A 23,322-nucleotide genomic window follows, 5' to 3' on the forward strand; every position below is an offset into this window, starting at 1 on the left:
AAGCGGTTATTCATGCGTTGCGCAGCATCGGTGAGTTTGGGCTCATTCCGGCTCTTAGCCGCGATTTGCACCAAGGTCCGGTCCTGCCTGTTGCTCTGGGCAGATTGTCGATCGAAGCAGGCCGTCTTCGTGCAGCGCGGCCTGCGTGTCGCCGTTATCCCACAGATAAAGTAGGCCGATTTCGACGCCTGTTTTGATGCACGTAATGCGGCCGATGGCTTCGGCTGTTGTGCGACCACTCTCAAATTCGGGCAACACTAGCCCCTCTCGTTAAACAATTCCTTGGGAGCGACCTCGAGAGCATGCGCGATCCGCTCTAGAACATCGATCGATGCTGAGAATTTCGCGAGCTCGATCTCGCTGATATAGCTACGATCCAGGTCAGCAGCTAAAGCTAATTGTTCTTGGCTCAATCCTCTGGAATTTCTTAGATTCCGAATATTTAACCCTACTGTTTCCCTCAATTTCATGGCCTGTATTCGGCCAGATCACAAGAATTGCTCTACGGAATATATTCCACAAAATGCGCGCGAGTGAATCTAATCCCTTGCTCGCATATGGTGTGCGGGGCGAAGTTGAGCAACAACCATCAATATTATAGCAATGAAGTCGAAAGGCGCTTATTGATATGTGGCTCAAATCCATCCGAAATTTGCTTGGCGGGGTCGCCATAAGTGTCGTCTCCAGCTTGGCTCCGCAGGCAGCAAAAGCCTACCAAGTTGATTGCGCCATTCTGCTTTGCCTGGCTGGCGGGTGGCCAGCTTCAGCAGAATGTGCCCATGCTCGTGCGGTTTTCATTAGGCGGATTACGCCTTGGCCGATCGAGCCGCCGTTGCAAATCTGGCGCTGCCCGATGGGTGTTTCTGAGCGGGTGCCTTTGCAAAGCACGGCCCCAAAGATCTGGGAGGCCAGCAACCAAACAGGTCAGACGCTCGGCCAAGTCATTCTTACACAGATGGCTGAAGGCGGTGCCGATATCGACATCAGTGGTCTGGAATTCGATTTCGTGCGCTCGATCCGCGTCTGGGATGTTCGATACTACAGCCATAGCGAACGCGGTCGCGACGATAACTGCTCTGAGAGCTACAATATTCGCCTCGGGACCTATGGCACGCAGGGCGAATTCGGATGGCAACGCACGACACCGGCGGCCGCCCCGCAGTGGGTGCTGCCGTCGCGGCGCTGTTCGTCATCGAATTGGCGACGCGGGGTTGGCGTTGAATGGGAAGATCACGAAGGCAACCATGGATACGAGTGGGTGGCCTACTAAGGCTATTCCCCGATATCCTTCATGCGTTCCGATATATCGCCCGCAATACGCTCGTATAGGGCGGCTTGCTTGTCTCTGGGTGAGCCCGGTTGCGGGCTTCTCCGTCGGATTCGTTTGGCGAGCCAGAATAGCATTCGGGCTGCGGGGTCGCTGATATTTTCCGGGACTGGCGCGGGGTAGTTTTCTTCAAGGACGGCAACGACCTCAGCGTTCATGCTACGGTGGTTGCTTTCGGCCGCAAGCCGTATCCGGTCACGAAGGCCATCCGGCAATCGCACGATGAACTTGTCCTGATTTTGAGCACTTTGTTCTGACATGGTGGCACTGTGCCATAAAATTCGATTGACGCAATAGTGGCTAAGTGCCACTAAAGGGGTATGTTTTCAACCTGGAGGCGTTTCATGAATAGTCGTAAACCAATGCAGCTTCGGCTTCCGCAAGAGCTCAAGGAGTGGATTAAGGCGGAGTCCGATCGCAATGGCAACTCCCAAAACTCTGAAGTTATCCGAGCCATTCGCGCGGCGAAGGACAGGCGTTCCGCACTCGGTTCAATTGGAAATATCAATATGAATCAGTGTGATAATGCGCGTTGTTAACGAGGTGAGAGAGGTGTCGAGACGATGACCAAAGCAAGTGCACAGACAAAAGCGAAACAAGCGGCCTCAGCCTTTATCCGCGAGGCGCGGGAGGCAGGTTGGCAGCGCGCAAAGTTCGAGATCAAGCCTGATGGCAGTGTCATCGTCGATGCGAATATGGTCGCGCCAGAGGCCGCCGACGACTTTCTCAACAGCGACTTGAGAATGGGCGAATGACCCGCAAGAGCCTGCCAAAATACGTCTATAGTGACAGGGGTTACCTACGGTTCATCCGGCGATCGCGCGGCATCTCTGTTATGATGCACGAGGAAGCGGGCACACCGGAATTTTGGGATCACTACAATCGCTTGCTGAAGGGAAAACCAGCGCCTGCGCCGGTGAAGCGCAATTTTGAGGCGTTGATTCTCAGCTACTACGAGAGCGACGCCTACAAGAAGCTGAAGCCCCGGACGAGATCCGACTATCGGCGTTACATCAGCCACATTCGTGAGATATGGGCGGAGAAAGACCCGGCCAGGATCGAAACCCATCACATTTACGAATTGCACCGCGCCAATGCGGATCACTGGCGGCAAGCCAACTATCTCGTCCAGGTCATGGTCGTCTTGATGAACCACGCCCGTCTGATTGGTTTTATCAAGAAAGAGCATGGCAATCCGGCGAAGGGCATTCCGCTCTTCAAGCAGCAAAGCGACGGGTGGGAGCCTTGGCCAGACGATGTTCGAGCAGAGTTCGAGGCCCTGGCTTCAAAACGCGCGCGGCTGGTCTACGAGCTTTGCGTTGGCACGGGCCAGCGCATTGGCGATGTCGTGAAGATGAAGTGGGCGCACTTTTCGGATGAGGGATTCGATTTCACTCAAGGCAAAACCGACAAGCCGCTGTGGATCCCGCTCACCGATCGCCTCAAGGCCCATCTCGACGGACTCGCGCGAACGGATGGTACTGTCGTGACCGACCCCAAAGGTCGACCGGTGAGCTACCGCATCGTTGCGGAGGAAATGCGCACCATCAAAAAGAAGATGAAGCATGAGAAGGCGAGCTACTACAAAACGCACGGGCTCAGGAAAAACGCGACGATCGAGCTTTATTTGGCTGGATGTGATGACGAGATGGTCAAGGCTGTCACCGGGCACTCAGGCGTTGAGATGCTGAAAAAATACGGCGGGCCGATCCGGCAAAGGGAGCTCGCGAAGCGCGCTCAAGAGGCGAGAAATCAAATGGAACGAAGCAAGAGCGAAACGTGAAAGTTTCAACGGTTGTTTCAAAAATGGCAGTGAAGGAGAGGCAGGATGACGCAAGTCATTGATTTTATTGGAGGCGAGTACCGGAATCGAACCGGTGTACACGGATTTGCAATCCGCTGCGTCACCACTCCGCCAACTCGCCTTTTCAAGTAATATCAAATACTTGCCGTGGTGTGACAGGCGTTTTAGCAGCTTTAATCCGGGGCGTCCAGTGGGTTCGGTCTAAATTTGAGGAACTGAAAATTGGATCACCCAATCGGATCACTCTAAAATCTTCACGACAGACGAAAGTTTCCGCTTGCGGGCCGTTGCTGGTTTGCCCGGGATGTGGCACAAGCCCAGCAACCTTGGGAAATGAATGAGCGATCCAATGACAGATTTCGCAGCCCGCCGCCGCACCATGGTCGATACGCAGGTCCGGCCTTCGGACGTTACCAAGTTCCCGATCATTGATGCCATGCTGTCCGTCAAGCGCGAGAATTTTGTGCCAGACGCGCAACGCGAAGCCGCCTATGTCGAGGGTTTGATAGAACTTGAGGCTGGACGCTGCATTCTGGAACCGAGAACACTGGCCAAGATGCTGGATGTGCTGAACATTACCAATGATGAGGTTGTTCTGGATATTGCTCCGGCGCTGGGATATTCGACGGCTGTTGCAGCCCATATGGCGCAGTTGGTCGTAGCGGTGGAAGCGGATGAAGCGCTAGCTGCCGAAGCGCAAACGCTGCTGATGGAGGCTGACGCGGATAATGTGGTCGTTCACGTGGGGCCGCTGGATGAGGGCGCTGCCGAGCATGGGCCTTATGACGTGGTCATGATCCAGGGCGGCGTAGAAGAGGTTCCGTCTGCATTGATTGACCAGCTTAAAGATCATGGGCGTATCGCCTGCCTGTTCATGGAAGGTGATCTTGGGACAGTCCGTATAGGCCACAAATCAGGCGATCGCGTTACATGGCGCCAGGCATTCAACGCCAGTGCACCTGTTCTGAAGGCCTTCTCGGCCGAGAGTGCATTTTCGCTATAGTCGGCGGGCAGATTTATCTGCTGCCTTGATTAGTTCAACACAAAGACGCAAACTGCCCTGAGGGCTGCGTTATTTTGATTTGAGAGGATTTCGCCATGCGTTTTGCAGCGGGAGGAAAGCTGGTCAGGACTCTGGCAGTGACTGCAGGTATTGCTTTGGGCACGTTGCCTGGACGGGCGGTTTGGGCCGACAACCTGACCGACGCGTTCATCGGAGCATATAATACTAGTGGTTTGCTGGAACAGAACCGGGCGCTGCTTCGGGCTGCAGACGAGGATGTGGCGATCGCGCTGTCGGCTTTGCGCCCTATTATCAACTGGACCGTCGCGGTTAGCCAAGACTATACGCGCAGCAGAAACAGTGGTGTTACGAACAGTGTTGATCCTTCGAACTTCTTCTCGGGCCTGACGCTAAGCCAACTTTTATACGATGGCGGAGCCTCGATTCTGGGCAAGCAATCAGCGCAGGAAACGGTGCTGTCGACCCGGCAGGCGCTGATCGATATCGAACAGCAGGTCCTGTTCCGCGCGGCGACCGCTTACCTGAGTGTTCTGCTGCAGGAAGAGACCGTATCGATTCGTCAAAACAACGTTGAACTGTCCGCAGAAGAGCTTCGCGCCTCGCAGGATCGTTTCGAAGTTGGGGAAGTTACCCGCACAGACGTCGCATTGTCTCAGGCTCAGCTTGCAAGCTCGCAGGCCGATCTGGCGAATGCGCGCGGCGATCTGAGCACTGCTCAGGCGGAATATGTAAACGCAGTTGGCAAACTGCCGGGCCGTACTGCTGGTCAGCCCAGCCTGCCAAACTTGCCCCGGTCCCAGAGCGAGGCCGTCAGCCTGGCCCAACGCAATCACCCATCCATTCTGTCCGCCCAGCATCAGGTGCGCGCCCTTGATCTGGTCGTGCAGCAGCAGCGCGCGGGCCTGGGTCCGAATGTCAGCCTGAACGCTGATGCGGGCGTCACCGAGAGCTATGATGACGACGATTATGTGAATGATGCGAGTATCTCGCTGAACTTCAGCCAGCCGATCTATGCGGGTGGTCGACTCGCGGCAAGCGTGCGCCGCGCAATGGCCTCGCGGGATGGGTCACGTGCCAATCTGCTGAATGTGCAAAAGAACATTACGCAGGGCGTGTCTGATGCCTATGTCCGGTTTCAAACTGCAAGCGCAAGCCTGAGGGCCTCTTCGGAACGTGTACGCGCCTCGGAAGTTGCGTTTGATGGTATCCGCGAAGAGGCAACTTTGGGTGCGCGGACCACTCTGGACGTGCTGGCTGCTCAGCAGGATTTGCTGGACGCGCAGCTTGCCGAAATTGCTTCCAGAACCGAGCGATCTCTGGCGGCTTATCAGTTGCTGCAGGCCCAAGGTTTGCTCACGGCCGAGCGTTTGGGTCTGGCGGTTCAGATTTACGATCCGACCCTTTACTATAATCTGGTGAAGAAAGCCCCCGCGCAGGTCAGCAAGCAGAGCAAAGATCTGGATCGGGTCCTGAAAGCACTGCGTCGGGACTAAACACCCAATACTGCCTGTTGTGAGGTCTGCATTGTTTGGCTACACTCGGACCTGAGGTTAGAGCGGTAGAAAACAATGACAGACAATGTCGTGAACTCCGGGATCGAAGACCTACTGTCATCGGTCAAGCGGCTGGTCAGCGAAGAAGGTCGAAAAGTTCCCGATCTGGTGCGTTCCAAGTCAGAGCGAAAGCCAGGGCGGCTTGTTCTGACTGATGCGCTCAGGGTTGGCGAGCAAACAGGTGTCGAGACGCAGCCTTTCAAGCTGGATGCTGAGTACAGCGCTGAAAAATCGGTGAAACCGATGCTTTTGCGCGCCTGCGATGTTGTTGCGGGTGATGAAGCGGAGTCGGCTACAGAGCATTCACCTGATCCAGTTGCGGAAGAGGGCATAGCCAAAAGTCTAAGTGCCAAAATTGAGGCGCTGGAAGCCGCGATCGCCAGGACCGAAGATCAGTGGGAGCCCGACGGTGACAGCGTAGATGCCTATTCAGGAACGCCAAATCAACCGTTGGAATGGCAACCCCAAGACGAAGCCCCGGATGCAGAGACTGAGACTGTTGCAAAGGCAGTTTTTGTACGGGACCCAGAGGTATCGGCTGCCGCGGATACAACAGGTTCAGAAGCAGATGCTGCCATGTCCCGGCTTGATGACGATGGCTTGCGCTCTTTGATTGCGCAGGTTGTTCGTGAAGAACTGCAGGGCGTACTGGGTGAACGCATTACGCGGAACGTTCGAAAAATGGTTCGCCGCGAGATCTACCGTGCGTTGGCCGAGCAAAAAGCCGAGTGAAAGTCAGCCTTTAATCGGCGCTTCAGCCAGTTCCAGCAAGCGATCCAGATCCATATGCCGTTCCAGATGGTCGGCCAGACGATCAAGCGTATCTTCGACACCGTCCTCATAGTGCAGGGTGGAAGAGACTCCCAAAAGCTGTAGGTAGTCGGTCCGAAATTGATCGGATGAGAATATACCGTGTAGGTAGCTTCCGCGTATCCGGCCAGTCCGATCAGCTGCGCCCTCCGGGCGGCCCTCGACCTCCAGCCAGGCGCGGGTGCAATCATTGCCTTCGGTGCGGCCCATATGGATCTCATATCCGGTTAGCGGTTGGTGCCCCGGCAGGCCGCGTGCAGTCCGCAGGGTCACCTTTTTCTCGCCGACCATAACGGTATCCACATCCAACAGCCCCAATCCATCGACTGTACCTGGCCGCCCGTCCACACCATCGGGATCAGCAATGGTGTTACCTAGCATTTGGTAGCCACCGCATAATCCCAACACGTGACCGCCACGTCGCACATGGGCATAAAGGTCGATATCCCAGCCCTGCGCACGAAAGTAAGCCAAATCGCCAATGGTTGATTTGCTTCCGGGAAGCAGGACCAAATCCGCATCGCCGGGCAGCGCGCGGCCAGCGGGCACGATCTCGACCGTGATGCCAGGCTCTGCCGATAGCGGATCAAGATCATCAAAATTGGCCATCCGTTCCAACTGAGGGACTGCAACCTTGCAGGAACCGCCACTGTGCGACCGGATATCCATCATATCTTCGGCTGGCAGCTTCCAGGCATCGTCGAACCAGGGCACAACACCGATACAGGCCCAGCCTGTTCGAGCGGCGATGTCATCCCGACCTTCGTCGAATAGGGATACATCGCCCTTAAAGCGATTGATGGCAAAGCCTCGGATCATTGCCAGATCGCCAGCATCCAGCACGGCCTGAGTCCCGACGATCTGAGCAATTACCCCACCTCGGTGAATATCGCCGACAAGTACGACCGGAACACCCGCGGCGCAGGCGAAGCCCATATTGGCAATATCACCCTGACGCAGGTTAGTCTCGGCGGGGCTTCCGGCCCCTTCAACCAACACCAGATCAGCGTCGGTGCAGAGCCGGTCAAAACTCTGGCGCGCGGCTGTCATCAGCTTGGATTTATCCTTGCGGTAATCGCCAGCCTGCATCGTTCCGGCGCGTTTGCCCTGAATGATGATCTGCGCGCCTGTATCTGTTTCAGGCTTCAAAAGGATCGGGTTCATATCCGTATGTGTGGCGCGTCGTGCCGCCAACGCTTGTAGGGCTTGTGCGCGCCCGATCTCGCCACCATTTTCGGTTACTGCGGCGTTATTCGACATGTTCTGCGGTTTGAACGGCGCAACCCGCAGGCCTCGGCGCGTATAGGCGCGTGCCAATCCGGCCACCAGAACCGATTTTCCAACATTGCTGCCTGTGCCCTGAATCATGATGGCGCGAACCATGCCGTGTCTCCTGTTAGCTAACGCGCAGATGACCTGATTTGACGGTGAAGGGAAAGCCCCGGATGACGTGGCATCATCATCATTTTTCAGTCTTCGGGTGAGGGCGCAGTTTCGCACCGGAATTCATATTCGGGGTCTATGCAACAAAAAAACACGCCTCCATCAATAGGAGGCGCGTTTTTTCAAACAGACTCGTGTCTGTGATCAGGCGGCTTCGGCCTGTTGGGCGGCGTTGCGGCGCTCGCTTTCTTCGCGCGAAAGAGCGACCGAAGTCCGCACACCGCGACCAACGAAATCCATCAATCCGCTGACAACCCGTTCATTTGGGTCGATACCCGCGCAAGACAGCACTTCGCGCCCATCGCGCGAGCGTGCCCAGCGGGCGATCTGTTCTGGGCCATTGCCATACTTTTTGTCGTCGGCAATAGCATCATCCAGCGCAGCCAAAACGACAGCTGCGAAAAGTTTACGAGCACGGTTGCCTTGCTCATTGTTAAAGGCGGTGCCGTCAACGAAATCTCTCATCTCGTCTTCCTTGTTGTTCTTGCTCTTGCATTTTCGGCGTGACGGTTCTTATGACCTATTAAGTGCGATTCGGATACACCTAATGTGCATAGTTGCGTTGCGTCACGCGCATAGCTTGCTGCGGCTGCAGCACAAGGTGTCGTTGTCTTGTCAGGTGCGGCCACGCCAGATATAGGGTGCGCGACTGACGCATCAACCGTTTGTGAAGGATTTAAGTCATGCCCAAGATAAATGGGAACGAAATTCGCCCCGGCAATGTGCTTGAGCATAACGATGGGCTATGGGCCGCTGTCAAAGTTGATCATGTAAAGCCCGGTAAAGGCGGGGCTTTTGCACAGGTCGAACTGCGCAATCTGCGCAATGGTTCCAAACTGAATGAACGTTTCCGGTCAGCTGACAAGGTCGAGCGTGTTCGCCTGGAACAGAAAGACCAGCAGTTTCTATACGAATCCGACGGCATGTTGGTGTTCATGGATTCCGAGACCTATGAGCAGATCGAACTGTCCGCTGATCTGTTGGGTGATCGCCGCCCGTTTCTGCAGGACGGCATGACTATCGTCGTAGAATTTTACGAAAGTGAGGCACTGAACGCCAAACTGCCACAGAAAGTGACGTGCAAGATCGTCGAGACCGAGCCTGTGGTCAAAGGTCAGACCGCTGCGAACTCGTTCAAACCGGCCGTTCTGGACAATGGTGTAAAAGTCATGGTGCCACCGTTTGTGGGCCAAGATGAAATGATCGTGGTGAATACTGAAACCATGGACTATTCAGAACGCGCGTAACTGCACTTCTGCTTCAAGACACCGAGAACCGCGACAGCCCGCGCTGCGCGGTTCTTTCTATTTTTAGTCTTTGACGCGTCGGTATTTTTCGGGGTTCGGGCCAAATAGTTCGAGCATCAGTTCGAATTTGATCCGGTTTGCGCTGACTTGGCGATAATAGGCGATCAGAAAAGCCGTGGGGCCTTGAATACGGCTGAGCCCACTGGTGGCGGCAACAACTGTGCCGACATCGGTTCTGCCCTGAAGGACAAGCCAGCCACCCAGCATCAGAACCCCAACCGTCCCGGCGCCATTGATCACGCTTAGAAGGAATTTGGCCGAGAGCTTCCAGATGAACATCTTTCGGCGAGTTTCGTAGATTTTGTCGAATTCCGCTTCGATCTCGTGCGCGGCCGCGTCAATCTTTTCTGCTGTCAGACTGTCGGTGGCGCGGCGCAGGATACGAACGCGTTCGGCGACAAAGACGTTCACTTTGCGTTGTGAAACCAGAACGATGATGATCTGCGGCGCGACCATCGAAAAAGCGATCAAACCCAGCCCCGGCTGTGTAGACGAGATATAGCCAATCACGCTGATCAGAGTGCCAATTTGGACCACCGGGTCGGAAAAGGCACCGCCTGCGAATTTACCCAGCTCTTCGGCTTCGGCAGAAATGGCGGTAGTCATGGTCCCCTTGCGCATGGTCTCGCCGGTTTCATCCAGATCGGCGGACCGGACCAGCAGCCTTTGCCGGATCAGGCGGATCATATCCTCGCCCAGTGTTCCCGCCCGATAGCCGAGCAGCCATTTCAGCCCCAGGCTCAGCAAGATAACCACCATCATGCCCGCACCAAGCAGGATCATTCGGTCCAAAGATACATCGTCCGAGGTCAGGTGGTTGATGATATCGCGCTGAAACTCCAGCGGGACGGCTGCCAGAGCGGCAACCGCAATAGACAGGATGATAAGGATGATCTGCCGGGCGGAACTGGCACGCCAAATTGCTTTATACAGACGAAACATCAACTCACCCGGATCGCTGAACCAAACCTAGTTTGGCAGCCTGTGCTGGGCGGATCAAATGGTTCCGGGGCTGGCGGGGCCATGGCCAGGCTGTATTCGAGAAATTTCATTCCTTCAGGCGCACGGTCGCGTCGCCCGCCTGCATATCGCCCTTGGCCCTGTCGAGCCTGAGATATGCGATCCCCTGGCCATCCGCTTGGGTAAACAGGCGCCCCACGGATTTCCCGTCAGCAGTTATTTCGGTTCCGACAGGCGTGGTGCCTGCGACAAGTACCGTGCGCAGCCCTTTACGCAGCTCGGTCTTGTGTTTCATGCGCGCGGTCACTTCCTGACCGACATAACACCCTTTTTTGAAATCAACGCCGTTCAGCAACTCGAACCCTGATTCCAGAATATAACTGTCTTCGGTCAATTCGATTCCGGTTTCGGGAATGCAATGGAGCACGCGGATCGCGTTCCAATCGGTTCCGTCCTCGCTTTCCGCATCTTCGGTATATGCGCGCCAGCCCATATCTGAATGGCGCGGATCGGGCAGGGCCCCATCGGGTGCCAGGCCAGTGCCGCGTTGCAGATTCAGGTCGCTGGCTTCGATCGTTAGGTCGGCGCGCAGCTTGTACATGCTCAGACGTTTGATCAACCCGTCGGCAATAACCTCGGCGACGTCCAGCAAGATATCGTCACCCTCGCGTTTTAGAAAGAAATCGGCCAGATACTTGCCCTGCGGGGTCAGCAGCGCCGTATAGACCAGACCCCGATCAAGCCCGGCAATGTCATTGGTCACCAGCCCCTGCAAGAAGCTGTAAACGTCGGCACCGGTTAGGCGCAGGATGCGGCGATTGGGCATGGCAGAGTCCTCGTCTTTTCCATGGTGCTCGTGATATATGAGAAGTCGCTCATAAGACCAGAGGATATCCGACGTGCCGGCACCGATCAGTATTGTAATTCCAACTCTGAACGCGGCCGAAACCTTGCCTGCTACACTTGGGGCGCTGATGGAGGGGCTGCGCGCAGGGTTGATCCACGAATTGATTGTGTCGGACGCAGGCTCTACCGACAAAACCCATGAAATCGCCGAGAATGCCGGGGCCAGGATCGTGACAGGAGAAGCCTCGCGCGGGGGGCAGCTGCGCCGTGGCTGTGCAGCCGCCAAAGCCGATTGGCTGTTGGTACTTCATGCGGATACGGTTTTGCAGGACGGGTGGAGCAATGTTGTGCGGGATCATCTGCCCTCGGGGCGACCTGCGGCGTTCAGACTGGCCTTTGTGGCCGCGGGCTTTGCGCCATCCTGGGTTGCCGGATGGGCCAATCTTCGTAGCCGGATCTTTGGGTTGCCCTATGGTGACCAGGGCTTGCTAGTCCGGCGTTCTGAATATCAAGATGCAGGCGGCTTCCCGGACCAGCCCTTGATGGAAGACGTGGCGCTTGCCAAAAAGTTGCGCCGCATCACGCTGTTGTCCGCCCGCGCTTTTACGAGCGCGGACCGGTATGAACGGGCAGGGTGGTTGCGTCGTGGTGGTCGGAATCTGTGGACTCTGACCCGCTATCTTCTGGGCGCTGATCCCGAGCGGTTGGCGCGGGCGTACCGGCAGTAAGCGTCGTTCTGAGTTCGACAATGGATTTGCCCAGCCGGAACGGGGCGGCAAAGCTGACAAGGCACAGCGCAATGATCTGAAGCACCAGAATATGCCCGTTTTCCCGCAAATACTCCCATTCATCCTTAAGCTTGCCGACCTGAGTAACAAGATCATCGTAACTTTGAGCCAAGATCAAATAGTCGCCTGCGATTGCGGGAACTTTCCTGCGCAGATTGTCGATAGCTTCCTGTGTCGAGTCATCCAGCGTTGTGAACACCAGAAACTGGTCGACGTCGAATGAGTGCACCTTCGATGTCATCGCGCGCATGTCATCGCGCTCTTCCTGGGCCTGCCGTCCAAACAGGAATTGTAACCCCCTCAGAGGGGCGACTTCGTTTGTTACGGCAATAAACAAGGGCAGGTCAGCGTTGCTTGCGGTGGAGGCTGAAAGGAACTCAACTTTTTCGCACAGCGCTCCGATATCCTTGTCATAGGCCGGGTCGCAGAACCGCAAACGAAACCGCGCGGCGTCGCGGTCAAAGGCAAGCGTAGCGGCATAGGCAACGTCAATCTGCCGGTCCAGACGGGAACTGTCCGCTGTATAAAGCCCGGCCATCACCGCAACCAATGCGCCGACCCCGCCCAGAACCACCCAGACCAGATCAGCCAGTTTCCATGCGCGATGCCCGGCTGGTTTGCGAAACAGGAATGCTGTGCCGACTGTGCCGATCAGAAAAAACAGAATCAGCAGCGGCAACTGGTTTTCGGTAATAAATGTCATGGAAACAAAGTGACCAACCGCCGGTCAAGTGGCAACACTCCTCACGGGCAGTTGTAGTTTTGGAACAATCCGAAGCTAGGAGCCCGAACTTTGGCCGAATTTCCTAAACAGCTTGGTGCGATCAAAGGCCTGTTCCAGTTCGACCGTGCGATCTTTGACCGAATCCCAAAGCCGTTCCTGAACTTCGGCTATGGCGCATTCCATCAGGGTCAGTATCGCAGCCATCGAATCCCAGGCAGAAGGCACCGAGATGCGCGCCGCGAATGTGTGTTTGGCCAGCCGGTGGATTGGCGAGCGCCACTGATCGGTCAACAGCACGATTTCGGCCCCGCGCTCGTGGCAGAGCTGACCAATCAGCAGGCTCGCGTTCTCATAGCGCCGGACATCCAGCGCGATCAGCACATCCCCTTGACGCACGTCCAACAGATCATGGGTCCAGGATGCGGCGACCGGCAACAGGCGGACATCCGGTCGGATCATTTGCAGGTGCAGATACAGGTATTGCGCCAGTGTTCCGGTAATGCGGCCACCGGTGATGAAAATACGCCGGTTCTGATCGCTCAGCAGGCTGCAGAAGCTATCGAATTCGTCGGGGTCGATCTCGTCGATTGTGCGCTTCTGGTTGGCCAGAGAACGCTGGGAATAGCGGTTGAGGATATGTTCTTCGGGCAGGTCATTCTGCCAGACATCACGTTTGGCTACTGGCCCCGAGATCATTTCTTTGACCTCACCACGCAGCGCGGCCTGAAATTGAGGATATCCGTCAAAACCGGTCTTTTGCAGCATCCGTGCAACCGTAGTGGTCGAGACTGAGGCGGTACTGGCCAATTCGGTAATACTACCCAGCCCGGCCATCGGGTAATCATCCAGCAGAACGCTGACCAGTTGCCGTTCAGACGGGGTCATCTTGTCCCGATGGGCCAGAAGCCTGTCTGTCACCCGCACTGGCGTGTCCTCCTATTATGCGACCAGACCATAATGTGAATAATTTTTCAGCAAGATCAAGCTTGGAAAAATTTATACAGAAAAAATATTGACAGGATGATGCGGTCTGTGGAAATTTTTCCACAATGTCTCATTTTGGAATCGCAGGACGGTAGATTGGACTTCGGCAAAGTTGTTCATACGGATTTGGCGGGCAATGCGCCTGTGGTCGTGCTGGTGTGCGAACATGCGTCTAATCGTATCCCGGCTTTTCTGGGTGATATGGGGCTAAGCGCTGAAGCACGCGAAAGTCATATTGCCTGGGATCCAGGCGCACTGGCCGTGGCGCAGGCTATGGCCAAACGCATGTCAGCACCTTTGGTCCATGGCGGGGTGTCTCGGCTGGTCTATGACTGCAATCGCCCGCCCGAGGCGGCGGGTGCAATGCCGATCCGCAGCGAGGATTACGAAATCCCGGCGAACATCAACATGTCGCCCGAGCACCGAGTGGCCAGAATCGAAAACGTGTATCAGCCGTTTTGCGCCGCTCTGTCGGATTTGATCGATCAGCACAGCGCTTCACTTAGGTTGATGGTGACAATCCACAGTTTCACGCCGGTCTATCTGGGGCAGAAACGGCAGGTCGAACTGGGTATTCTGCACGGAGTGGACAACCAGTTTGCCACAGCGATGATGGCTGACGAAGCTATCGGCAACCCCTTTATCATCAGGCTGAATGAGCCTTATTCTGCGGCGGATGGAGTAGCTCATACACTGGATACCCAGGCGCTGCCCCACCGCTTGCTGAACGTGATGATCGAAATCCGCAATGACTTGATCCGCACGCCTAAGCAGCAGGCAGAGATGGCCGATTGCCTGGTGCCCTGGATTGCGCGTGTTCTGTCCGGTTTTCAGGAAGGGGCGTCAGCGTGATCAAAGCGATGAGCGTATATGTCCGTATCGTGGATGCGATCAACTATCGGATCGGGCGGGTCATGATGTGGGGCCTGTTTGTCATGATGGGCATCCTGCTGTGGTCTTCGATATCAAAGACCTTCTTCCTACCGTCGCTCTGGACACTTGAAATGGCACAGTTTGCGATGGTGACCTATTACATCATGGGTGGGCCATATTCGATCCAGCTAGGGTCGAATGTGCGCATGGACCTGTTTTACCACAACTGGAGCCCTCAACGAAAAGCGTGGTTCGATGCGTTCACCGTGCTTTTGCTGATCCTCTATTTGGGTGTGCTGTTCTACGGTGGGCTTGGCTCGACGGCGTATAGCCTTGGTTATTGGGGCGACGAACCCGTTTCCTACTTCACCGGACTGCTGACCGGCAGTGAAGAGATCGGTCGGCTTGAACGTTCGTCGACTGCGTGGCGGCCGTATATCTGGCCGGTCAAATCCATCATGGTTTTCGGCTTCTTCCTGATGTTGCTGCAGGCAGTCTCGGAATTTTTCAAAGACATTGCGCGGATCAACGGGCAGGAAATCGGGGTACAGCGGGCATGAGCCAGGAATATATCGCCATCTTCATGTTCGCGTTGATGATGCTGATGCTGTTCACCGGTCAGCGCGTTTTTGGTGCGATCGGTGCGGTTGCGACGATCGCGGCGCTTTCATTGTGGGGAACCGGAGGGCAGGACATCACATTTTCAGCCGCGATGAAGCTGATGAAGTGGTATCCGCTGCTGACCCTGCCAATGTTCATTTTCATGGGCTATGTGCTCAGCGAAAGCAGGCTGGCGGATGACCTGTATCGCATGTTCCATGTCTGGATGGGGCCGGTGAATGGCGGGCTTGCCATCGGGACGATTGGTTTGATGGTCTTGGTTTCTGCCATGAATGGCCTCAGCGTGGCCGGGATGGCGATTGGGGCCACCATTGCGCTGCCCGAACTGTTGAGACGCGGGTACGACAAAACCATGGTGACCGGTGTCATTCAGGCCGGGTCCAGTCTGGGTATCCTTGTACCGCCTTCGGTGGTTCTGGTGCTGTATGCGATGATCGCCCGTCAACCTGTGGGACAGTTATGGCTGGCGGGGATCGTGCCCGGCCTGATGATGGCTGGTATGTTCATCCTTTACATCTGGATCCGCTGCCGCATTCAGCCCGAGCTCGGCCCAGCGATGAAAGACGCGCATGAGGTTCCGCGGGCCGAGAAAATCCGGTTGCTGGGCGCGGGTGCGTTGCCGCTGATTATCTTCGCTGCGATGATGGTGCCCTTTGTGAACGGGTGGACGTCACTGGTTGAAAGTTCGGCCATCGGAGCGCTGGCGGCATTGGTGGTTTCGGTGGCCAAACGTCGAATGACCTGGGCGATTTTTGAAACCTGTACCAAGCATACGCTGGCGATATCGTGCATGTTCATGTGGATCATCCTTGCAGCACTTGGTTTTGGCGCGGTTTTCGACGGGCTTGGTGCGGTGAAGGCAATCGACAACTTGTTCACCGACCAGTTGGGTCTGTCACCCTGGATGATCCTGATCCTGATGCAGCTCAGCTTTATTGTCATGGGCACGTTTCTGGACGACACTGCGATGCTGGTCATTGTCGCCCCGCTTTATGTACCGCTAGTTGGTGCGCTGGGCTTTGACTTGATTTGGTACGGGGTTCTGTACACGATCACCACACAGATCGCCTATATGACACCGCCTTTCGGCTATAACCTATTTCTGATGCGCGCGATGGCCCCACCAGAAATCACGCTGAGGGATATCTATGGCTCGATCTTTCCGTTCGTCGCCGTGATGGTTCTGGCGCTTACGATTATCATGATCTTCCCGGAACTGGCTCTTTGGCTGCCCGGATATGTCTATGGAAATTAACAAGAATGCCTTTCGAAGAGGCACGAAGCACTTCAACAGAGAGGAAATTGACATGACGACAAGACGTAAGTTTCTGAAAACCGCCGGGGTAGGGGTCGCAGCCGCACCTCTGGCCGCACCGGCGCTGGCTCAAAGCACGATCACGTGGCGCATGCAGACCTATGCCGGTCCTGCGCTGGCTGCGCATGTGATCGACCCGGCAATCGAGATGTTCAACAAGATCGCCGGTGACCGGATGCAGATCGAGCTGTTCTATGCTGACCAGCTTGTTCCGACAGGCGAACTGTTCCGTGCCATGCAGAAAGGCACCATTGATGCGGTACAGTCCGATGATGACTCGATGGCGTCGCCCACCGATGTCACAGTGTTCGGCGGCTATTTCCCGTTTGCCTCGCGCTATTCCCTGGATGTACCGGTTCTGTTCAATCAGTACGGTCTGAACGAAATCTGGGACGAAGAATACTCGAAAGTCGGGGTCAAGCACATCTCGGCTGGCGCATGGGACCCGTGCCATTTCGCCACCAAGGATCCAATCAACAGCCTGGCGGACCTGCAAGGCAAGCGTGTCTTCACTTTCCCTACAGCGGGTCGCTTCCTCAGCCAGTTCGGTGTGGTACCAGTTACACTGCCATGGGAAGATATCGAGGTCGCCGTACAGACCGGCGAGTTGGACGGCATCGCATGGTCGGGCATCACCGAGGATTACACTGTCGGCTGGGCGGATGTGACCAACTACTTCCTGACCAACAACATCTCAGGCGCCTGGGCCGGGTCTTTCTTTGCCAACATGGATCGCTGGAACGAGTTGCCGGAAGATCTGCAAACGCTGTTCCGTGTTTGCTGTGACCAGTCGCATTACTACCGCCAGTGGTGGTACTGGGGCGGCGAGGCCAGCTTGCGGGTCAATGGAGACAAGATGCAGCTTACCACGATCCCGGATGAGGAATGGGCACAGGTCGAAGGCGCGGCAATCGCATTCTGGGATGAGATTGCGGCAGAATCTGAGATCAAGGCGAGGGTTGTTGAGATATTCAAGCAATACAACGCCGACATGCTCAAGGCCGGACGGCCTTATCGTTACGGATAATAAGCAACTTCCCGACGCGGGTAACTCCTCTCGCGTCGGGTTTGGACATCACCTGGCGACACCTCTTATGTTCATATCAATCCCAATAACAGAGATGCGAAACCGGATGCACAGTGCTGCTCACCGGTCGGACGGGGTATGAACACATGGCCATCGCTGGTTTTCTGATCGAGATTTTTGCCGCAACCATGTTGCTGCTTTTCGCCGTTCGCCTGGTTCGTACGGGGATTGAGCGGCGATTTGGCGCGCTATTTCAATCGCTTTTGACCCGACATTCAAACAGTTTTGTCGCCGGTGGCGCGGGTATGGTTCTGGCTACGATCCTGCAAAGTTCAGCCGCCGTGGCGGTTTTGCTGACAGGGTTTGCGGCGGCCGGAATGGTCAGTTTTGGCATCGCCCTGGCGGGGGTTTTGGGGGCCGATCTGGGATCGGCTCTGGTCATTCAGATACTGTCTTATGATTTGGGATGGTTGCAGCCGGTGTTGCTGGCGCTGGGCGGGTGGCTCTACCTCAAATCTGATCGGGCAAATGTTCGCCTGATGGGGCGGATTGTTCTGGGTGTAGCCTTCATTTTGGTATCACTGCAATTTTTGCGCGATGCTGTCGATCCGATCCGCGAAAGCGCCTTTTTGCCGGCCATCGCGGGCTATCTTGAAAGCGACTATTTCAGTGCCTTCATCGTTGGAGCTGTGCTTGCCTTTGTCATGCACAGCTCGGTTGCGACAATCCTGATGTGCGTGACGCTTGTACAGATCGGGGCAATCCCATTCGCGGCGGGTTTGTCGTTGGTATTGGGGGCAAATTTGGGCTCGGCCTTTATTCCGATCTGGTTGACGCGCGACCAGATCGTTTCGGCCCGCCGGATACCGATAGCCAACCTGTTGCTGCGCGGCAGTGCGGCGCTTGTGATGCTGTTTGCTGTCAACGTCACCGGGACCCATGCCGCATTGATGATCAGCGGGCCGGGGCAATCGTTGATCTTTGCCCATATCGGTTTCAACCTCGTGGTGTTTCTGCTGGCAACCGGATTCGTCACCCGGATGGAAGCGCCGATGGCATTGCTCATGCCCGAGACCGACCCTGAATCTGGTGTGGCAGATCAATTCTCGGGTGCTCTTAATCCGCTAGGCGACCCCAGTGCCAAAGGCCCTGATGTTGCGATGTCCTCGGTGCGCCACGAATTGTTGCAGATGGTCACGCAGGTCGAACGCATGTTCCGCCCGGTGCTGGATATCTATGAGCGTGACGACATTGATACCATTGCCGCCCTGTCGCAGCAGGATGAAATGGTAAACGCCCAGTTGACGGAAATCCGACGCTTTGTCGCGCGGTTGCCGCGGCAGAATATGAGCAAGTCTCAGATCAAAGCCGCCCGTGGTCTGGTGGAATACGCTATTCGGCTCGAGGCCGCTGGAGATGTCGTGTCGAACAGAATGACGCGTTCAGCAAAGAATAAACACATGGAAAGGTCCGAGTTTTCCGCCCAGGGGTGGAAAGAACTCAAGGATTTACACGCCACCATTCTGGAAAGTTTTTCGCTGGCGCGACACGTTTTGTTGGTGGATGACGTCGACTGTGCCCGCCGTCTTGTTCTGGATAAGGCCGAGATCAAAAAGATGTCCCGCGACAGCCGCAAGGCGCATCTAAAGCGGCTGGAGCGTGGTCAAACGGAAAGTTTCCAGTCCAGCGATCTGCATCTGGAGGCACTGCGCGCTATGCGCGATCTGCACGGCCATATCGCGGCCATCGCCTATCCGATCCTCTACAAAAGCGGACAGGTTCTGGAAACGCGGCTGGTTATGGAAATGGAGAAAGAAGCGGCCGAAGACTAACGGCCGTCGATGGGAACAGGGGCGCGGTGGGCCCGATTGTGATGAAGGATGAACATGATGGGCCATGATGCTGTGTTGGCGGACCTCAAAGCCAAGGTTGAAGCAGGTGAAGTAGACACCGTTCTTGTTTGCATGGTGGACATGCAGGGGCGGCTGATGGGCAAACGGTTTCACGCCGGTCACTTTGTGGCAGGCGCTTGGCAAGAGACCCATTGCTGCAATTATCTGTTGGCGACAGATCTGGAAATGGGCACGCCTGACGGATATGCCTCGACCAGCTGGGAGCGGGGCTATGGCGATTACGTCATGAAACCTGATCTCAGCACTTTGCGCCCGGTGCCGTGGCTTGAGGGCACGGTGATGGTGATGTGCGATGTTCTGGATCACCACACGCATGAAGAGGTCCCGCACGCGCCCCGGTCGATCCTGAAGAAACAGGTCAAACGCCTGAAAGCCATGGGTTACGACGCGATGTGCGCCACCGAGTTGGAGTTCTTTTTGTTTGAGAAAAGCTTTGATCAGATCCGCAAGGAAGGCTTTCGCGATCTGGCGCCGATCTCGGGCTATAATGAGGATTATCATATCCTGCAAACCACCAAGGAAGAGCATGTGATGCGTCCTATCCGCAATCATTTGTGGAACGCGGGCATCCCGGTCGAGAATACGAAGGGCGAGGCCGAGACCGGTCAGGAAGAGTTGAACATCAAATACGCCGCCGCCATGGAAACGGCCGAGTATCACTCGATCGCCAAGAATGCGGTGAAGGAAATCGCCTGGCAGCACGGGCATGCGGCCACGTTCCTGCCGAAATGGCATCATGACAAGGTTGGTAGTTCATCCCATGTGCATCAGTCGCTGTGGTCTGAGGGAAGGCCAATCTTTTTCGACGAAAAAGATCCGCTCGGCATGTCGGCAGTAATGAAAAGCTATATGGCCGGGTTGTTGAAATACGCTGCCGATTATACGTGTTTCATGGCCCCCTACATCAACAGCTACAAGCGTTTCCAAAAAGGAAGTTTTGCGCCGACGCGGATCATCTGGTCGGTCGACAACCGCACCGCCGGTTTCCGACTGTGTGGTGATGGAACCAAATCGGTTCGCGTGGAATGCCGTATTCCGGGCTCGGATATGAACCCGTATCTGGCGATTGCTGGTATGTTGGCGGCGGGTATCGCGGGCATCGAGGAGGGGTTGGAGCTTGAACCACCAACCAAAGGCGATGCGTATCAGAGCGAGTCCGGCATGATCCCCGGGAACCTGCCCGCTGCGCGGGATGCCCTGCTTGGCTCAACCATGTTGCGGGCCGCTATGGGGGACGAAGTTGTTGATCACTATGCGCGCGCCGCCGAGGTGGAAATCGAGGAATTCGAAAGCGTGGTTACTGATTGGGAAATTGCCCGCGGGTTCGAACGGGCCTGAGGGTGGACGAAGCTGGGGGCCCTGCTTGCCGCTATTGGTGCTTGAACCAATGGCGCATCAATGACGGCCCCCGAGGTTTGTGTTGGCCAGATAAAGCAGGAGATTCTGCTTTTTAGAGGATGGAATGGAGATGGGGCAGATGTTGAAATGCATCTCGCCGATCGATGGATCGGTTTATGCTGAGCGCGAAACCTTATCGCGCGAAGCAGCGTTTGAGGTGGCTGCGCGGGCCAGGGAAGCGCAAACAGCCTGGGCAGCACGCCCATTACAAGAGCGAATTGATCTTGTGATGGCGGGTGTCGCCGCTGTTGGTGCGATGAATGACGAAATCGTGCCCGAGTTGGCCCATATGATGGGGCGCCCAGTGCGCTACGGCGGAGAGTTCGGCGGGTTCAACGAGCGCGCCGGCCATATGGCCGAGATCGCGCAGGATGCACTGGCCGATATTGCGGTGGGCGAGGATGAGGTCTTCAGGCGCTATATCAAACGCATTCCGCATGGGGTTGTCTTTGTCGTGGCGCCCTGGAACTACCCGTACATGACTGCGATCAATACGGTGGCCCCGGCGTTGATTGCGGGCAATACCGTGGTGCTGAAACACGCGACCCAGACCTTGTTGGTGGGTGAGCGGATGGCGCAGACTTTCCATTCGGCAGGTGTTCCTGAGGATGTGTTCCAGAATGTGTTCCTGAGTCATGATGTGACTAACGATTTGATCGCTGGAAATGCGTTTGATTTCGTGAACTTCACCGGCTCGGTCGGTGGTGGTCAGGCGATGGAACGTGCGGCGGCGGGCACATTCACCGGGGTCGGTACCGAGTTGGGCGGCAAGGATCCAGGCTATGTCATGGACGACGCCGATCTGGACGCAGCTGTTGATACGCTGATCGACGGTGCGATGTTCAACGCGGGCCAGTGCTGCTGCGGGATTGAGCGAATTTACGTGCACGAAAGCCTGTATGATGCGTTCGTTGCCAAAGCGGTTGAGATTGTTCAGGGCTATAAGCTGGGCAATCCGCTGGATGCAGAGACGACGATTGGACCGATGGCCAGTGTACGCTTTGCCAATGAGGTCCGCGCGCAGATTGCCGAGGCAGTCGCGGATGGCGCAGTTACCCATATCGACACTTTCCCCGAGGATGATGGGGGGGCATATCTGACCCCGCAAATCCTGACCAATGTCACACACGACATGCGGGTGATGCGGGATGAGAGTTTCGGCCCCGTAGTTGGTATCATGAAAGTGTCGTCGGATGACGAAGCCATCGCGCTGATGAATGACAGCGAGTTTGGCCTGACCGCCAGCCTCTGGACCCGCGACGTGGACCGGGCTGCGCAGGTCGGGGACCAGATTGAAACTGGCACCGTCTTCATGAACCGCGCCGATTATCTGGATCCGGGCCTGTGCTGGACCGGTTGCAAGAATACCGGGCGTGGCGGTGGTCTTTCTGTCATCGGCTATCACAACCTTACCCGCCCCAAATCCTACCATCTGAAGAAGGTGACATCATGAGCCTGTCTGGAAACTGGTCCTATCCGACCGCGATCAAATTCGGCGCTGGCCGCATCAAGGAACTGCCCGAAGCCTGCGCTGCGGCCGGAATGAAACGCCCTCTGCTGGTCACGGACAAGGGGTTGGCTGATCTGCCGATCACTTCGGCGACGCTGGATATTCTTGAGGCTGCGGGTCTGGGGCGTGGCCTGTTTAGCGAAGTGGACCCGAACCCCAATGAGAAGAACCTTGAGGCCGGCGTTGCGGCGTATCGGGCAGGCGACCATGACGGGGTGATCGCATTTGGCGGTGGCTCGGGGCTGGATCTGGGCAAGATGGTCGCTTTCATGGCCGGGCAGACGCGCCCGGTCTGGGATTTCGAAGATATCGGCGATTGGTGGACCCGAGCCGATGCCGATGTCATTGCTCCGATCATTGCGGTGCCGACCACCGCCGGGACGGGGTCAGAGGTGGGGCGCGCCAGCGTCATCACCAATTCGGAAACCCACGCGAAAAAGATCATCTTTCACCCTAAGGTACTGCCAACCGTGGTGATCTGTGACCCGGAACTGACCGTGGGGATGCCGAAATTCATCACCGCGGGCACCGGTTTGGACGCCTTTGCCCATTGTGTCGAGGCGTTCTCCAGCCCGCATTACCACCCGATGTCACACGGCATCGCGCTGGAGGGGATGCGGCTGGTCAAGGACTACCTGCCGCGCGCCTATACCGATGGCACCGATATCGAAGCGCGGGCGCAAATGATGAGCGCGGCAGCGATGGGTGCTACGGCGTTTCAGAAAGGCCTCGGCGCGATCCACGCGATGAGCCACCCGATTGGCGCGGTGTTCAACACCCATCACGGGACGACCAACGCGGTCTGTATGCCCGCGGTGCTAGAGTTCAACGCCCCCGCCATCGCCGACCGGTTCCAGCAGGCCGCGGCCTATCTGGGCATCGATGGAGGCTTTGACGGGTTCCGCGCCTTTGTGCAGGAGTTTAATGACTCGCTGGGTATTCCCCGCAAACTCTCGGATATGAAAGTGACCGATGCGGCAATCCCCGAACTGGTCAAGGGGGCGATCATCGACCCCTCTTGCGGCGGCAATCCGATTGAACTGACCGAGGACAACCTGACGGCGCTGTTCAAAGCCGCACTGTAAGCCTCTTGCC

The 23,322-nt window shown here is 56.4% G+C and carries 25 protein-coding genes and 1 tRNA gene; 17 read left to right on the forward strand and 9 right to left on the reverse strand.

Annotated features, from left to right (window positions below; all coding sequences use genetic code 11):
• Positions 1–54: 54 nt before the first annotated feature.
• A complete protein-coding gene (locus tag AC2FIP_RS00535; RefSeq protein ID WP_106607238.1) occupies positions 55–255 on the reverse strand; it encodes a hypothetical protein in 201 nt (66 codons plus the stop codon).
• A 2-nt stretch (positions 256–257) separates the two neighbouring features.
• A complete protein-coding gene (locus AC2FIP_RS00540; protein WP_106607237.1) occupies positions 258–470 on the reverse strand; it encodes a helix-turn-helix domain-containing protein in 213 nt (70 codons plus the stop codon).
• Between the two features lie 383 nt (positions 471–853).
• Here AC2FIP_RS00540 and AC2FIP_RS00545 point away from each other — a divergent pair, with 383 nt between their 5' ends.
• Positions 854–1,270 carry a hypothetical protein gene (locus tag AC2FIP_RS00545; RefSeq protein ID WP_496784807.1) on the forward strand — a complete coding sequence of 139 codons (417 nt, stop codon included), beginning with the start codon at positions 854–856 and terminating at the stop codon, positions 1,268–1,270.
• A gap of 2 nt (positions 1,271–1,272) precedes the next feature.
• Here AC2FIP_RS00545 and AC2FIP_RS00550 read toward each other — a convergent pair whose 3' ends face one another.
• On the reverse strand, positions 1,273–1,587 hold the full coding sequence (locus tag AC2FIP_RS00550) for an Arc family DNA-binding protein (protein WP_138162252.1): 315 nt from the start codon (positions 1,585–1,587) through the stop codon (positions 1,273–1,275).
• Positions 1,588–1,689: 102 nt separating this feature from the next.
• Here AC2FIP_RS00550 and AC2FIP_RS00555 point away from each other — a divergent pair, with 102 nt between their 5' ends.
• Genes AC2FIP_RS00555 through AC2FIP_RS00565 form a run of 3 tightly spaced genes read left to right on the forward strand, consistent with a single transcriptional unit; the run spans position 1,690 to position 3,110 of the window.
• A complete protein-coding gene (locus AC2FIP_RS00555; protein ID WP_366523193.1) occupies positions 1,690–1,866 on the forward strand; it encodes an Arc family DNA-binding protein in 177 nt (58 codons plus the stop codon).
• Positions 1,867–1,890: 24 nt separating this feature from the next.
• Entirely contained in the window at positions 1,891–2,082 is a 192-nt protein-coding gene (locus AC2FIP_RS00560) for a hypothetical protein (protein ID WP_024096637.1), read from the forward strand.
• Positions 2,079–3,110 (forward strand): site-specific integrase, encoded by a 1,032-nt coding sequence (locus AC2FIP_RS00565; protein ID WP_496784809.1) that lies wholly within the window; start codon positions 2,079–2,081, stop codon positions 3,108–3,110. The genes AC2FIP_RS00560 and AC2FIP_RS00565 overlap by 4 nt, the downstream gene beginning before the upstream one ends.
• A 68-nt stretch (positions 3,111–3,178) precedes the next feature.
• Here AC2FIP_RS00565 and AC2FIP_RS00570 read toward each other — a convergent pair.
• A tRNA-Cys gene (locus AC2FIP_RS00570) sits at positions 3,179–3,252 on the reverse strand.
• Between the two features lie 228 nt (positions 3,253–3,480).
• Between AC2FIP_RS00570 and AC2FIP_RS00575 the strand changes: the two genes are divergently transcribed.
• From AC2FIP_RS00575 to AC2FIP_RS00585, 3 genes are all read left to right on the forward strand, one after another.
• Complete coding sequence (locus AC2FIP_RS00575; protein ID WP_496692411.1) at positions 3,481–4,134, forward strand: protein-L-isoaspartate O-methyltransferase family protein; 654 nt, start codon at positions 3,481–3,483, stop codon at positions 4,132–4,134.
• Positions 4,135–4,229: 95 nt separating this feature from the next.
• On the forward strand, positions 4,230–5,648 hold the full coding sequence (locus tag AC2FIP_RS00580) for a TolC family outer membrane protein (protein ID WP_496701429.1): 1,419 nt from the start codon (positions 4,230–4,232) through the stop codon (positions 5,646–5,648).
• A 75-nt stretch (positions 5,649–5,723) separates the two neighbouring features.
• Positions 5,724–6,440: a hypothetical protein gene (locus AC2FIP_RS00585; RefSeq protein ID WP_496784810.1), complete on the forward strand. Its 717-nt coding sequence runs from the start codon at positions 5,724–5,726 to the stop codon at positions 6,438–6,440.
• 3 nt (positions 6,441–6,443) lie between these two features.
• Here AC2FIP_RS00585 and AC2FIP_RS00590 read toward each other — a convergent pair whose 3' ends face one another.
• A complete protein-coding gene (locus tag AC2FIP_RS00590; protein ID WP_496784811.1) occupies positions 6,444–7,901 on the reverse strand; it encodes a cobyric acid synthase in 1,458 nt (485 codons plus the stop codon).
• Between the two features lie 204 nt (positions 7,902–8,105).
• Positions 8,106–8,426, reverse strand: a complete 321-nt coding sequence (locus tag AC2FIP_RS00595) for a DUF6280 family protein (protein WP_108785849.1) — start codon at positions 8,424–8,426, stop codon at positions 8,106–8,108.
• Positions 8,427–8,644: 218 nt separating this feature from the next.
• Between AC2FIP_RS00595 and efp the strand changes: the two genes are divergently transcribed.
• Entirely contained in the window at positions 8,645–9,208 is a 564-nt protein-coding gene (gene efp, locus AC2FIP_RS00600; RefSeq protein WP_142632922.1) for an elongation factor P, read from the forward strand.
• A gap of 63 nt (positions 9,209–9,271) precedes the next feature.
• Here efp and AC2FIP_RS00605 read toward each other — a convergent pair whose 3' ends face one another.
• Together AC2FIP_RS00605 and ygfZ are read right to left on the reverse strand one after the other, a co-directional pair.
• Complete coding sequence (locus tag AC2FIP_RS00605) at positions 9,272–10,210, reverse strand: ABC transporter transmembrane domain-containing protein (RefSeq protein ID WP_496784812.1); 939 nt, start codon at positions 10,208–10,210, stop codon at positions 9,272–9,274.
• Positions 10,211–10,316: 106 nt separating this feature from the next.
• Positions 10,317–11,054 (reverse strand): CAF17-like 4Fe-4S cluster assembly/insertion protein YgfZ, encoded by a 738-nt coding sequence (gene ygfZ, locus AC2FIP_RS00610; RefSeq protein ID WP_496784814.1) that lies wholly within the window; start codon positions 11,052–11,054, stop codon positions 10,317–10,319.
• Positions 11,055–11,127: 73 nt separating this feature from the next.
• Here ygfZ and AC2FIP_RS00615 point away from each other — a divergent pair, with 73 nt between their 5' ends.
• Positions 11,128–11,802 carry a TIGR04283 family arsenosugar biosynthesis glycosyltransferase gene (locus tag AC2FIP_RS00615; RefSeq protein WP_496700600.1) on the forward strand — a complete coding sequence of 225 codons (675 nt, stop codon included), beginning with the start codon at positions 11,128–11,130 and terminating at the stop codon, positions 11,800–11,802.
• Positions 11,803–12,640: 838 nt separating this feature from the next.
• Here the strand turns inward: AC2FIP_RS00615 and AC2FIP_RS00620 are convergent.
• Positions 12,641–13,504 (reverse strand): MurR/RpiR family transcriptional regulator, encoded by an 864-nt coding sequence (locus AC2FIP_RS00620; protein ID WP_246097116.1) that lies wholly within the window; start codon positions 13,502–13,504, stop codon positions 12,641–12,643.
• 162 nt (positions 13,505–13,666) lie between these two features.
• Between AC2FIP_RS00620 and AC2FIP_RS00625 the strand changes: the two genes are divergently transcribed.
• From AC2FIP_RS00625 to AC2FIP_RS00660, 8 genes are all read left to right on the forward strand, one after another.
• A complete protein-coding gene (locus AC2FIP_RS00625) occupies positions 13,667–14,422 on the forward strand; it encodes an N-formylglutamate amidohydrolase (RefSeq protein ID WP_496784815.1) in 756 nt (251 codons plus the stop codon).
• 8 nt (positions 14,423–14,430) lie between these two features.
• Positions 14,431–15,003, forward strand: a complete 573-nt coding sequence (locus AC2FIP_RS00630) for a TRAP transporter small permease subunit (protein WP_496749474.1) — start codon at positions 14,431–14,433, stop codon at positions 15,001–15,003.
• The gene (locus AC2FIP_RS00635) at positions 15,000–16,319 is read left to right on the forward strand and encodes a TRAP transporter large permease (RefSeq protein WP_281971849.1); all 1,320 of its coding nucleotides are present in this window, start codon (positions 15,000–15,002) and stop codon (positions 16,317–16,319) included. Before AC2FIP_RS00630 ends, AC2FIP_RS00635 begins: the two co-directional genes overlap by 4 nt.
• Before the next feature lie 52 nt (positions 16,320–16,371).
• Entirely contained in the window at positions 16,372–17,406 is a 1,035-nt protein-coding gene (locus AC2FIP_RS00640; protein ID WP_142632938.1) for a TRAP transporter substrate-binding protein, read from the forward strand.
• A 146-nt stretch (positions 17,407–17,552) separates the two neighbouring features.
• On the forward strand, positions 17,553–19,238 hold the full coding sequence (locus AC2FIP_RS00645) for a Na/Pi cotransporter family protein (RefSeq protein ID WP_496784816.1): 1,686 nt from the start codon (positions 17,553–17,555) through the stop codon (positions 19,236–19,238).
• Between the two features lie 57 nt (positions 19,239–19,295).
• Complete coding sequence (locus AC2FIP_RS00650) at positions 19,296–20,657, forward strand: glutamine synthetase family protein (protein WP_496701414.1); 1,362 nt, start codon at positions 19,296–19,298, stop codon at positions 20,655–20,657.
• 130 nt (positions 20,658–20,787) lie between these two features.
• A complete protein-coding gene (locus AC2FIP_RS00655) occupies positions 20,788–22,170 on the forward strand; it encodes an aldehyde dehydrogenase family protein (RefSeq protein ID WP_496785779.1) in 1,383 nt (460 codons plus the stop codon).
• On the forward strand, positions 22,167–23,312 hold the full coding sequence (locus AC2FIP_RS00660) for an iron-containing alcohol dehydrogenase (protein ID WP_496692403.1): 1,146 nt from the start codon (positions 22,167–22,169) through the stop codon (positions 23,310–23,312). Before AC2FIP_RS00655 ends, AC2FIP_RS00660 begins: the two co-directional genes overlap by 4 nt.
• Positions 23,313–23,322: the final 10 nt, after the last annotated feature.

This window comes from Ruegeria sp. CDSB114 (genome assembly GCF_059611025.1).

Bases quoted from the DNA above. Each gene is read 5' to 3' on its own strand.
- AC2FIP_RS00540 (WP_106607237.1), bottom strand. From the start codon at position 470: ATGAAATTGAGGGAAACAGTAGGGTTAAATATTCGGAATCTAAGAAAT.
- AC2FIP_RS00545 (WP_496784807.1), top strand. From the start codon at position 854: ATGGGTGTTTCTGAGCGGGTGCCTTTGCAAAGCACGGCCCCAAAGATC.
- AC2FIP_RS00550 (WP_138162252.1), bottom strand. From the start codon at position 1,587: ATGTCAGAACAAAGTGCTCAAAATCAGGACAAGTTCATCGTGCGATTG.
- AC2FIP_RS00555 (WP_366523193.1), top strand. From the start codon at position 1,690: ATGCAGCTTCGGCTTCCGCAAGAGCTCAAGGAGTGGATTAAGGCGGAG.
- AC2FIP_RS00560 (WP_024096637.1), top strand. From the start codon at position 1,891: ATGACCAAAGCAAGTGCACAGACAAAAGCGAAACAAGCGGCCTCAGCC.
- AC2FIP_RS00565 (WP_496784809.1), top strand. From the start codon at position 2,079: ATGACCCGCAAGAGCCTGCCAAAATACGTCTATAGTGACAGGGGTTAC.
- AC2FIP_RS00575 (WP_496692411.1), top strand. From the start codon at position 3,481: ATGACAGATTTCGCAGCCCGCCGCCGCACCATGGTCGATACGCAGGTC.
- AC2FIP_RS00580 (WP_496701429.1), top strand. From the start codon at position 4,230: ATGCGTTTTGCAGCGGGAGGAAAGCTGGTCAGGACTCTGGCAGTGACT.
- AC2FIP_RS00585 (WP_496784810.1), top strand. From the start codon at position 5,724: ATGACAGACAATGTCGTGAACTCCGGGATCGAAGACCTACTGTCATCG.
- AC2FIP_RS00590 (WP_496784811.1), bottom strand. From the start codon at position 7,901: ATGGTTCGCGCCATCATGATTCAGGGCACAGGCAGCAATGTTGGAAAA.
- AC2FIP_RS00595 (WP_108785849.1), bottom strand. From the start codon at position 8,426: ATGAGAGATTTCGTTGACGGCACCGCCTTTAACAATGAGCAAGGCAAC.
- efp (WP_142632922.1), top strand. From the start codon at position 8,645: ATGCCCAAGATAAATGGGAACGAAATTCGCCCCGGCAATGTGCTTGAG.
- AC2FIP_RS00605 (WP_496784812.1), bottom strand. From the start codon at position 10,210: ATGTTTCGTCTGTATAAAGCAATTTGGCGTGCCAGTTCCGCCCGGCAG.
- ygfZ (WP_496784814.1), bottom strand. From the start codon at position 11,054: ATGCCCAATCGCCGCATCCTGCGCCTAACCGGTGCCGACGTTTACAGC.
- AC2FIP_RS00630 (WP_496749474.1), top strand. From the start codon at position 14,431: ATGAGCGTATATGTCCGTATCGTGGATGCGATCAACTATCGGATCGGG.
- AC2FIP_RS00635 (WP_281971849.1), top strand. From the start codon at position 15,000: ATGAGCCAGGAATATATCGCCATCTTCATGTTCGCGTTGATGATGCTG.
- AC2FIP_RS00640 (WP_142632938.1), top strand. From the start codon at position 16,372: ATGACGACAAGACGTAAGTTTCTGAAAACCGCCGGGGTAGGGGTCGCA.
- AC2FIP_RS00645 (WP_496784816.1), top strand. From the start codon at position 17,553: ATGGCCATCGCTGGTTTTCTGATCGAGATTTTTGCCGCAACCATGTTG.
- AC2FIP_RS00650 (WP_496701414.1), top strand. From the start codon at position 19,296: ATGGGCCATGATGCTGTGTTGGCGGACCTCAAAGCCAAGGTTGAAGCA.
- AC2FIP_RS00655 (WP_496785779.1), top strand. From the start codon at position 20,788: ATGGGGCAGATGTTGAAATGCATCTCGCCGATCGATGGATCGGTTTAT.
- AC2FIP_RS00660 (WP_496692403.1), top strand. From the start codon at position 22,167: ATGAGCCTGTCTGGAAACTGGTCCTATCCGACCGCGATCAAATTCGGC.